The sequence below is a fragment of the Dactylosporangium sucinum genome, from assembly GCF_014647515.1.
GTDB classification, from domain to species: domain Bacteria; phylum Actinomycetota; class Actinomycetes; order Mycobacteriales; family Micromonosporaceae; genus Dactylosporangium; species Dactylosporangium sucinum.
The window spans coordinates 25,703-35,233 of the sequence record NZ_BMPI01000098.1 but is presented as its reverse complement, the minus strand read 5'-3'; the positions used below and the strand labels follow the sequence as shown (position 1 = coordinate 35,233).

Below are 9,531 nucleotides of genomic sequence, written 5' to 3'. Positions count from 1 at the left end.
GCCCAGCCCGCCTCGGCCTGCTCGGCCTGCTCGGCCGCTCGGCCTGCTCGGCCCGACCCGCCCAGCCCCGCCCAGCCCGCCCTCGGCACCGCGCAGCCTGCCGGGCCCCACCCTCCCGGCGATCTTGGAGTTGTGGTCCCTAATTTGTCCGACAAATCACCCTAAAGCCGGGACCACAACTCCAAGATCGCGGGAGGCGTGCGACTGCCGGAGTCCACCCACCACCGCGCGGGCGCGGTTGGGAGGGAGCCAGGGTGGCGTGCCATGCTCAGGAGCGTGCCGCTGCAGCTCGGAAGCTTCGTCGTCGATCCGCCCGTGGTGCTCGCGCCCATGGCCGGGATCACCAACGTGGCCTTCCGGCAGCTGTGCCGCGAGCAGGGCGCAGGCCTCTACGTCTGCGAGATGATCACCACGCGCGCGCTCGTCGAGCGCAACCCGAAGACCATGAGCATGATCAGGTTCGGGGTGGACGAACGGCCGCGGAGCCTGCAGCTGTACGGCGTCGACCCCGCGACCATCCGCAAGGCCGTCGAGATGGTGGTCGAGCAGGACCTCGCCGACCACATCGACATGAACTTCGGCTGCTCGGTGCCCAAGGTCACCCGCCGCGGCGGCGGCAGCGCGCTGCCGTGGAAGCGCAGCCTGTTCGCCGCGATCGTCTCCTCCGCCGTCGACGCGGCCCAGGGCCTGCCGGTCACCGTGAAGATGCGCATCGGCATCGACGACGACCACCAGACGTTCCTCGACGCGGCCCGGACCGCCCAGGACGCGGGCGTGGCCTGGGTCGCCCTGCACGCCCGGACCGCCGCCCAGCGGTACTCCGGCGAGGCCGACTGGGCCGCGATCGCCGCTCTCAAACAAGCCCTGGACATCCCCGTCCTGGGCAACGGCGACATCTGGGAGGCCACCGACGCGCTGCGCATGATGGCCGAGACCGGCTGCGACGGCGTGGTCATCGGCCGCGGCTGCCTGGGCCGCCCCTGGCTGTTCGCCGACCTCGCCGCGGCCTTCGCGGGCTCCGCCGACCGCGCCCTCCCGAGCCTCGGCGAGGTGGCCGCGCTGATGTACCGCCACGCCGAGCTCCTCACCGAGTGGCTCGGCACCGAACGCGACGGCGTGACGGACTTCCGCAAGCACGTCGCGTGGTACCTGAAGGGCTTCCCCGCCGGCGGCGAGCTGCGCCGCCAGATGGCCATGTCCTCGTCGCTGGCCGAGCTGAGCGACCTGCTGGCCCAGCTCGACCCCGCGGCCCCGTTCCCGCGGGAGATCCTCGGCCAGCCACGCGGCCGCACCGGCACCCCCGGCAAGGTCGTCCTCCCCGACGGCTGGCTGGACGACCGCGACTCCGACCTGGTCCCCGAGGGCGCCGAGCTCGACGACAGCGGCGGCTGACCCCGGCGGTCCGCTGGGGAATCAGCGGTGCTGTTGCTCCGGTTCGACCCGGCCGATGACGAGAACGCAGGAAGTTCGGTCCGTCCGGAGCCGACGCCGCGGGCGGTCAGCCCAAGACGTACGACTCGTCGCCGAAGTCGGCAATGATCTTCAGCTTGCCGCCGAGTGCCTGCACGTAGGCGGCCAGCGTGTCGACCTCGCTGCGCTTCAGTTCGCCCTTCTCGATCCGGGACACCCGGGCCTGCGTGACGCCCATTGCCTTCGCGATGTCGGTCTGGGTCGCGTGCTGGCGGCGGCGCACCTCGGCAAGCCGATAGGCGCGGGCCTGAGCGATCAGCTCCTGTGCCGCGGCAGCGACGTGCGCCCGCTCGGCCTCGGTGAAGCCGAGCTCCTCCTGCATCTCCTCCCAGGAGATTGCCTGCGGGTCCTTGAGGTGGTCCATCATCACTCGCCGTCCTTCTCCTGGATCCTCCGCAGGTGGTCGGCGTACGCCGACTCCGCGATCGGTATCGCCGTCCGGTACCACCGCTGCCAGTTGCCGGACTTGTCGCCGCCCACCAGCAGCACCGCCTGCCGAATCGGATCGAACACGAACAGCAGCCGGACCTCCGATGAGCCGGTCGAGCCCGGCCTCAGCTCCTTCAGGTTCGCGAGGGTGGAGCCGCGGACCGTGTCGACCAGGGGCCGGCCGAGTGCGGGCCCTCCTCGGACAGAGCCTTGACCGCCGCGCTGATCTGCAGCAGTGTTCCGCGATCCGACCGGCGCAGTTCGTGGAGCCATGACCGAACCGGCTCGACCACCACGATCGTCCACACCACAGCCGCCCCCGGTAACCATGTCTCATACATTATATGTCGCCAGTATTGTATCCGGACACTACGCTTGGTGGTCACGAGGTCGCAAACTTGACTACCGTGCTCAACTCGACGACAGCGGCGGCCGAGCTCGACACAGCGGCGACTGAGGCCCGATCGAGCCGACTGCAGGACGGGGTCACCACCCGGTCGCCGACCACGAGCCGGAAGAGTCGCTGCTGATCGCCGCCGCACGGCACCAGGGCGGAACTTTGGTGCCTTGGCGCGCGACAATCCAACCGTGGAGTGTGAGCAGTACCGCGAGGCGCTGTCGGCCCGGCTCGACGGCGAGGACGAACCGATCGAGCCGGCGCTCGTCGACGCGCACCTGACCGGGTGCGTGGCGTGCCGGCAGTGGGAGCGCGAGGCGCAGGCCGTGACCCGGCTGGTGCGCCTGCAGCCCCTGACCGCCACCCCGCCCGACACCGGGAAGCTGCTGGCGGGGTTCCGGAAGGCGAACCCGCACAAGCGGCTCGTCCAGGTGCTGCGGGTGCTCCTCGGCGCGTTCGGGATGGCCCAGTTCGTGCTCGGCATCGCGCAGGCCGCGACGGCCGCCAGCACCAACCACATCCACCAGGCCGGGCACGTCTTCCACGAGTCCGCCGCCTGGAACGTGGCGATCGGCGCCGGCTTCGCCTGGATCGCCACCCGGCGGGCCAGCCCGGCCGGGGCGCTGCCGATGCTGACCGCGTTCGTCGCGCTGCTCGCGCTGCTGAGCACCAACGATCTCATCGCCGGCACGGTTGCGACCGAGCGGCTGGTCAGCCACGGGTTCGTGCTCGCCGGCTACGTGATCGTCCTGGCGCTGACCCGGCCGGGGCTCGACCCGGGCCGCCCGCCCGCCGGCCGGCAGGGCCCGCCGTGGCGCTGGCGCCGCCCGGCCGCGCTCGACGAGGAGCCCGCGGCGCCCGTGCGGCTCAGGGTGATCCCGGGTCAGGCGACGGCGAGCCTCAAGAAAGCCGCCTGAGCAGGTACGTGTCCATGATCCAGCCCTTGCAGGCGCGGGCGTCGGCGCGGACCCGCTCGATCTCGTCCAGCACCTCGCCGAGCCGCCCGGCGACGAGCAGCTCGTCGGGCGTGCCGAGGTACGCGCCCCAGTAGATGTCGATCGCCTCGTCGCGGTACGCCCGGCAGGAAAGATCGGCGTCGAGCATCACCACGACGTCGTCGCACCCGGCCGGCCACCCGGCCGCCAGCCGCCGGCCGGTCGTGATGTGCACCGCGCCGGCGACCCGGTTGAGCGGCACGCGGTGCCGCGCGGTGAGCACCTGCACGCTGCTGACGCCGGGGACGACCTCGTAGTCGACGTCGCCGAACGACTCCAGGATGCGGATCGTGCCGTCGTAGAGGGCCGGGTCGCCCCACACGAGGATCCCGCCGACGCCCTCTTCGGCCGCCATCGCCTCGTGCAGGACCCGGGCCCGCTCGTCGCGCCACTCCCGGACGGCCCCGCTGTAGTCGGCGGCGGTCCGGTCGCGGGGCGGGTCGGGCAGCGTCACCGTGCGGTACCCCCGAGTGACGAAACGCTGCAGGATCGCGTGGCGGGCCGCCGTCAGATCGGCGGTGGAGCCGCCCTTGTCCAGCACGAAGAACACGTCGACGGCGTTCATCGCGGCGATCGCCTGCACGGTGACGTGCTCGGGATCCCCGGCCCCGATCCCGATGACCAGCACCTTGCGCATGCGGGTGACGCTACCGGCCGGGTTGCAGCAGGCCGCGGGCGACCAGGAGCTCCCGGGCGAGCCCGGTGTCATCGGGCGGCATGAGGGTCCACGGTACCGCGAGCACGCCGCTGCCCTTGACGGTCACGACCCAGAACTCCCCGGTGTCCGTGACCCGGTCGACGCCGTCCCACTCGTAGGCGCCGCGGAAGCCCGGCGTCGTGGCGACCACACCCGTGTCGGTCAGCTCGTAGGTCGCCGTCTCCGCCAGCAGCCCGGTGCGCGCCTTGGCCGCCGCCCGCGGGAGGAGCCACGGCAGGACCAGCAGTCCCACGCCCACGCCGACCGGCGCGTACCCGGCCGGTTGGCCCGCCACGACCAGCGCCACCCCCGCGGCGGCGAGGAGGATCCCGCCGACGAAGAGCAGTTGGAGCTTGCGCCGCTTGGCCGCCCGAACCTGCCGTCGCGCCCGTTGCCGGTCGGGCGGGACGGTGAAACTGATGTGCATCGCTCCCCGATCATCGATCGTCCGTGGAGACAGTACGCCACGTCGATCTCTGGCGGCGATCAGATGCCGTCGGCCGCCGACCCGACCGTCCAGTACACCTGGTTGTAGTCCTCGAGCTGCAGCGGACCGCCGTCGCCGGCGCAGCGGTAGGTCGTGACGCCGCAGTTGGCCGGGGCCTGCCCCTCGGGCCACCGCTGGGCCTGCGAGTAGCTCCAGCCCTCCAGCAGGAAGCGGAAGCAGCGCAGCGCGCCGCCGTGCGTGACGATCATGACCCTCTGGCCGGCCCGGTCCTGGAACAGCCCGTTGAGGAAGGTGTGCACGCGGCCGGTCACGTCGGCGAGGCTCTCGCCGCCGGGCGGGCGGGCCATGAAGCCGCCGAACGTCTGCCAGTACTCATTCAGCCAGGGGAAGGCGGCCTCCGCCTCGGCGGTGGTCATGTCGTAGGCGAAGCCGGGGTCGCGCTCGCGGATGAACAGGTCGCTCTTGCACCGCATCCGGGCGCGCTCGGCCGGGCTGTACGCACTGAGGATGCCCTCGGCGGTCTGCTCGGTCCGCGTGTAGCCGCTGGTGTAGACGTAGTCGAACGTGCCGAAGCGGGCGCGGATCCCCTGCCCGGTCTGGACGGCCTGCTTGTGGCCGTCCTCGGTCAGCTCGACCAGGTGGTCGGGGACGCCGCGGACGACTTGGCGGGCCGCGTCGTCGGCGAAGTAGACGCTGCCCTTCTTCGCCTGGTTGCGGGCGGACTCGGCGTGCCGGACGAGCACCAGGAGCGCGGGGCGTTGCAGATCCATCTACGACTCGTACTGCTCTTCCGGCGCCGGGATCAAGGTGACCTCGGACACCTCGAGATATGGAATCGTCTCCCCGTTCACCGAGTCCTTGATCTGGCGCGACGTGTAGCGGCCGGTGACCCGCAGCCACTGCTCGTCGGCCAGGCCGTCGGGCAGGTCGCCGTCGAGCGCGATCTTGACCGGCCGCGCGTCGGCGGCGCAGCAGCTCACCATCATGCGGGCGAGCAGCCAGGCGTCGCCGGGGCCGCGCATCGCGAAGCCGGTGAGCTCCACGCGCCGGTCGCCGAGCGACACCCCGCGGTCGAACACGGCCCGGGACGCGTAGTCGAGCATCGAGATCCGGACCGGGTCGCCGGCCGGCAGCGGCGCGAAGTCGGACTTCTCGACGAGCGCGGAGCCGGAGCGGCCCGCCGCGTAGGACCCGAGCGCGGGCGGCGCCACGAGCAGCAGCCCGAGCACCGGCGCGAGCAGCAGCCAGGCGACGCGCGGCCCGCCGTGCCCGTGCCCGTGGCCGTCGTCCGCGTGCTCGTGGGCGTGCTCGTGGGCGTGGCCCTTGTTCGGCCGTAGCTCATACCACAGCGTGAAGATGCCGGCCACGACCAGCAGCGCGCCGGACGCGATGAGGTAGGGCTGGAGGCTGGGCTTGACGTAGTTGAGGTACTGCCCGGTGAGGCTGGCCCGCAGGACCGCGCCCCCGACGAGCAGCAGGATGACGGCCTGCGCCTGCCGGTTCACAGCAGCACCGTTCCGACCACGGCGGACACTCCGATCGCGAGCACGAAGGTGGCCGGCGCGAACCGCAGGGCGAAGGACCTGCCGAAGATGCCGGCCTGCATGGCGAACAGCTTGAGGTCGATCATCGGGCCGACGACCATGAAGGCCAGCCGGGCCGTCATCGAGAACTGGGTCAGCGAGGCGGCCACGAACGCGTCGGCCTCCGAGCAGATGGACAGCAGGACCGCGAGCAGGCCCAGCACGACGATCGCGACGGCCGGGTTGGCGGCGAGCTGGGCGAGCCACTCCTTCGGCACCACGACCGCGATCACGGCCGCGCAGGCCGCGCCGATAACCAGGAACCCGCCCGCGTGCAGCACGTCGTGCCGCACGGAGGCCCAGAACGCCGGCCACTTCCCCATGCCGTCGAGGTGCGGCCGCTCCGGCATCCGCAGCCAGCTGCCCTTGCCGAAGGCGTGCCACAACCAGCCCATCAGGCAGGCCACCACGAGGCTGGCGAGCGCCCGGGCGACGACGACCTTGGGCTGCCCGGGGAAGGCGACGGCGGTGGACACCAGCACGATCGGGTTGACGGCCGGCGAGGCGAGCAGGAACGCGAACGCGGCCGCGGGCGTCACCCCGCGCCGCACCAGCGCCCCGGCGACCGGCACGCTCGCGCACTCGCAGCCGGGCAGCACCACGCCGGCCACCCCGGCCGTCGGCACCGCGAGCGCGGGGTGGCGGGGCAGCGCCTTGGCGAAGAACGAGGGCGGCACGAACACCGCGATGACCGCCGAGAGCACGACCCCGAAGACCAGGAACGGCACCGCCTGGGTCATCACCGACACGAACACGGTCAGCCAGGTCTGCAGGGCCGGCGCCGCCAGCGACCGCGTGATCGGCCCGCGGAGCACCACGACCAGCACGAGCAGCCCGGCGAGCACCTCGACGGACCCGACCCGCCACCGCCTCCGGCCGCCCTCGGGCGGCGCCGCGGCCGGAGCGGGCGATTCGGGGTGATCGGTGAGCGTCACGGGCCTGAGGGTATCGCGTGGGTTGGTACCTTCGGCATGAAGCGCCGACGAACACTTCGGAGCGTGATGTGATGGTCGCAGGATTCGACTCGATCGGCTGCGCCCTCGCGCACGGCGCCGTGGAGCCCGCGGCCGACGGCCGCGCACTGGTGGCGGTGTTCGACTCGCCGGTCGCCACCCACCTCATGCACTTCGCGGCGACGCTGGGTTACCGCGTGTCCCTGGCCGAGCCGGACCTGTCCGCGGCGACCATCGACGAGCAGACCGACGTGGTGGTCTGCGACCACGACCGCCCGGAGCTCGGCGCCGCCCTGCGCGACGCCCTGGCCTCGCCGGCCCGCTGGATCGGCGTGATGGGCAGCCCCCGCCACACCGGCCCGCACGTGGCGGCGCTGCGGGAGCTGGGGGTGCCGGAGGAGCAGATCGCGCGGGTGCACCGGCCGATCGGCCTGAACATCGGCTCGAAGACGCCGGCGGAGATCGCCCTGGCCACGCTGGCCGGCCTGATCGCCGACCGCAACGACCGCCCGGGCGGCTTCACCTTCTGACCGCGGCGCACCCACCCCATGATCAAGGGAGACTTCCGGCTGCCGGAGCAGCCAGATCCTTCCCTCGATCATGCAGAGCCCCGACGGAGATCATGCAGGGCCACGACGGAGATCGTGCAGGGCCACGGCAGACCGGCTCAGCCCGCCTCCCGCGCGTGCGTCACGGCGTCCGCCACGATGTGGGCGATGTGCTCGTCGGTCAGCGAGTACGCGATCTCCCGCCCCCGCCGCGCCCCCCGCACCACGCCCGCCCCGCGCAGCACCCGCAGGTGCTGCGACACGAGCGGCTGCGCCGCACCGAGCGAGTCCACCAGCTCGTGCACGCACCGCGGCCCCCCGGCCAGCTCGGTCACGATCCGGATTCGCAACGGGGCCGACAGGGCCCGGAGCAGCTCGCCCGCCGCCTCGTACCCGTCACTTGTCGACATATGCGTAACGGTAACCGTTCTCACTTTGCGGCTGCGCGCCCGTGCGGCGCCGCACCGCCCGGACCACGGCCACGCCGACGGTCACCGCGAAGAAGCCGGCGATCGCCAGCAGCACCACCGTCGCGCCCGGACCCGTGTCGATCCGCGTCGACAGCCAGACCCCGCCGCCCGACGCCAGCAGGCCCAGCACCACGGCGGCCAGCATGGTCACCTTGAAGCCGCGCGTGATCTGCTGCGCGGTGGCGACGGGCACGACCATGAGGGCGCTGACGAGCAGCAGGCCGACCGCCCGCATGGCGACCGTGACGGTGACCGCGGTCGTGATCGCCAGGACCAGGTTGAGGGCGCGGACGGGCAGGCCGGACACCCGCGCGTACTCCTCGTCGTGGCACACCGCGAACAGCCACGGCCGCAGCAGTACCGCCACACCCAGCACGATCGCGCCCAGCACGAGCATGACGGTGAGGTCCTGCCGGCTCGTGGTCAGGGGCGAGCCGAACAGGTAGGTCACGAGGCTGCGGTTGCTCTGGGCGTCGGAGAGGTTCACGAGCACCACGCCGCCGGAGATGCCGCCGTAGAACAGCATCGACAGCGCGATGTCCCCGGAGGTCCTGCCCCGCTCCCGGACCAGCTCGATGACCACGGCCCCGACGGCCGCGGCGAGCACCGCCATGAGCACCGGCGACTGGTTGGTGAGCAGCCCGACGCCGACTCCGGTCAGCGCGACGTGGCCCAGCCCGTCGCCGATGAGCGACAGCCGGCGCTGGACCAGATAGATGCCGATCGCCGGCGCCGCGGCCCCGGTGATGAGCGCCCCGATCAGGGCGCGGATCATGAAGTCGTACTGAAACAGGCTCATGCGGCACCGGCGTGGGGGTGGACGTGGTCGTTGTCCGTCTCCGGCGGGTCCCCGTCGTGGACGATCTCGCCGTGGTGCACGACGACGGCCCGGGTGATGAGCGGCCGCAGCGGCCCGAGCTCGTGCGCGACGAACACCACGGTGCCCCCGTCGCGGACGAACCGGTCGAGGCACCCGGCGAACGCCTCCTGGCTGGCCGCGTCGACGCCGGCCGTCGGCTCGTCGAGCACCAGCAGCTCCGGCCCGCCGGCCAGCGCGCGGGCGATGAGCACCCGCTGCTGCTGCCCGCCGGAGAGCACCGCCACCGGCTCGCGGGCCCGCTCGGCCAGCCCGACCGCCTCGAGCGCCTCGGCGACGGCCCGCCGGTCGGCGGCGGACGCGACGCGCAGGAACCCGCGCCGGGCGAGCCGCCCCTCGGCGACCACCTCGGCGACCGTGGCCGGGACGCCGCTGCCGGCGCCCACGCGCTGCGGCACGTACCCCAGCCGCCGCCACTCCCGGAACCGCCGCAGCGGGGTGCCGAACAGCCGCACCTCGCCGGCACTCAGCGGCACCAGCCCGAGGGCGGCCTTGACCAGGGTGGACTTCCCGGACCCGTTGGCGCCGAGGATCGCGACCACCTCGGCCGGGGCGACCTTGAGGGACACGCCGTCGAGCACTGGGCGGCCGTCGTACGCCACCACCGCCCGGTCAACCTCTAGCACCACGCTGTCGAGCCTGCCCGATAATGAGAATCGTTGTC

Annotated in this window: 13 protein-coding genes; 3 read left to right on the top strand and 10 right to left on the bottom strand. The window is 72.7% G+C overall.

All coding sequences use genetic code 11. The features are described 5' to 3' along the window. The first annotated feature begins 264 nt into the window (after positions 1–264). Complete coding sequence (gene dusB / locus IEZ31_RS51305) at positions 265–1,392, top strand: tRNA dihydrouridine synthase DusB (protein WP_190257458.1); 1,128 nt, start codon at positions 265–267, stop codon at positions 1,390–1,392. Positions 1,393–1,498: 106 nt separating this feature from the next. Here dusB and IEZ31_RS51300 read toward each other — a convergent pair whose 3' ends face one another. Both IEZ31_RS51300 and IEZ31_RS51295 read right to left on the bottom strand, forming a co-directional pair. Continuing rightward, positions 1,499–1,837: an XRE family transcriptional regulator gene (locus IEZ31_RS51300; RefSeq protein ID WP_190257457.1), complete on the bottom strand. Its 339-nt coding sequence runs from the start codon at positions 1,835–1,837 to the stop codon at positions 1,499–1,501. After that, on the bottom strand, positions 1,837–2,172 hold the full coding sequence (locus tag IEZ31_RS51295) for a type II toxin-antitoxin system RelE/ParE family toxin (protein WP_229837136.1): 336 nt from the start codon (positions 2,170–2,172) through the stop codon (positions 1,837–1,839). The genes IEZ31_RS51300 and IEZ31_RS51295 overlap by 1 nt, the downstream gene beginning before the upstream one ends. Positions 2,173–2,487: 315 nt before the next feature. Here IEZ31_RS51295 and IEZ31_RS51290 point away from each other — a divergent pair, with 315 nt between their 5' ends. After that, entirely contained in the window at positions 2,488–3,213 is a 726-nt protein-coding gene (locus IEZ31_RS51290; RefSeq protein WP_190257456.1) for a zf-HC2 domain-containing protein, read from the top strand. Here the strand turns inward: IEZ31_RS51290 and cobF are convergent. The 5 genes from cobF to IEZ31_RS51265 are packed head-to-tail and all read right to left on the bottom strand — an operon-like array spanning position 3,197 to position 6,954. Then, positions 3,197–3,928: a precorrin-6A synthase (deacetylating) gene (cobF, locus tag IEZ31_RS51285; RefSeq protein WP_190257455.1), complete on the bottom strand. Its 732-nt coding sequence runs from the start codon at positions 3,926–3,928 to the stop codon at positions 3,197–3,199. The two genes, IEZ31_RS51290 and cobF, sit on opposite strands and share 17 nt — an antisense overlap. Before the next feature lie 10 nt (positions 3,929–3,938). Beyond that, positions 3,939–4,415 carry a hypothetical protein gene (locus IEZ31_RS51280; protein WP_190257454.1) on the bottom strand — a complete coding sequence of 159 codons (477 nt, stop codon included), beginning with the start codon at positions 4,413–4,415 and terminating at the stop codon, positions 3,939–3,941. A gap of 59 nt (positions 4,416–4,474) precedes the next feature. Continuing rightward, positions 4,475–5,206: a histidine phosphatase family protein gene (locus IEZ31_RS51275; protein ID WP_190257453.1), complete on the bottom strand. Its 732-nt coding sequence runs from the start codon at positions 5,204–5,206 to the stop codon at positions 4,475–4,477. Continuing rightward, a complete protein-coding gene (locus IEZ31_RS51270) occupies positions 5,207–5,941 on the bottom strand; it encodes a TIGR03943 family putative permease subunit (protein WP_190257452.1) in 735 nt (244 codons plus the stop codon). After that, on the bottom strand, positions 5,938–6,954 hold the full coding sequence (locus IEZ31_RS51265) for a permease (protein ID WP_190257451.1): 1,017 nt from the start codon (positions 6,952–6,954) through the stop codon (positions 5,938–5,940). The genes IEZ31_RS51270 and IEZ31_RS51265 overlap by 4 nt, the downstream gene beginning before the upstream one ends. Positions 6,955–7,025: 71 nt before the next feature. On the opposite strand from IEZ31_RS51265, the gene IEZ31_RS51260 reads away from it, so the two are divergent. Beyond that, positions 7,026–7,502 carry an XdhC family protein gene (locus IEZ31_RS51260; protein WP_190257450.1) on the top strand — a complete coding sequence of 159 codons (477 nt, stop codon included), beginning with the start codon at positions 7,026–7,028 and terminating at the stop codon, positions 7,500–7,502. Positions 7,503–7,639: 137 nt separating this feature from the next. Here the strand turns inward: IEZ31_RS51260 and IEZ31_RS51255 are convergent, their stop codons facing one another. Genes IEZ31_RS51255 through IEZ31_RS51245 form a run of 3 tightly spaced genes read right to left on the bottom strand, consistent with a single transcriptional unit; the run spans position 7,640 to position 9,493 of the window. Continuing rightward, positions 7,640–7,930, bottom strand: a complete 291-nt coding sequence (locus tag IEZ31_RS51255) for an ArsR/SmtB family transcription factor (protein ID WP_190257449.1) — start codon at positions 7,928–7,930, stop codon at positions 7,640–7,642. Next, positions 7,917–8,789 (bottom strand): metal ABC transporter permease, encoded by an 873-nt coding sequence (locus tag IEZ31_RS51250; RefSeq protein WP_190257448.1) that lies wholly within the window; start codon positions 8,787–8,789, stop codon positions 7,917–7,919. The genes IEZ31_RS51255 and IEZ31_RS51250 overlap by 14 nt, the downstream gene beginning before the upstream one ends. Then, the gene (locus tag IEZ31_RS51245; RefSeq protein WP_190257464.1) at positions 8,786–9,493 is read right to left on the bottom strand and encodes a metal ABC transporter ATP-binding protein; all 708 of its coding nucleotides are present in this window, start codon (positions 9,491–9,493) and stop codon (positions 8,786–8,788) included. Before IEZ31_RS51245 ends, IEZ31_RS51250 begins: the two co-directional genes overlap by 4 nt. Positions 9,494–9,531 lie beyond the last annotated feature (38 nt).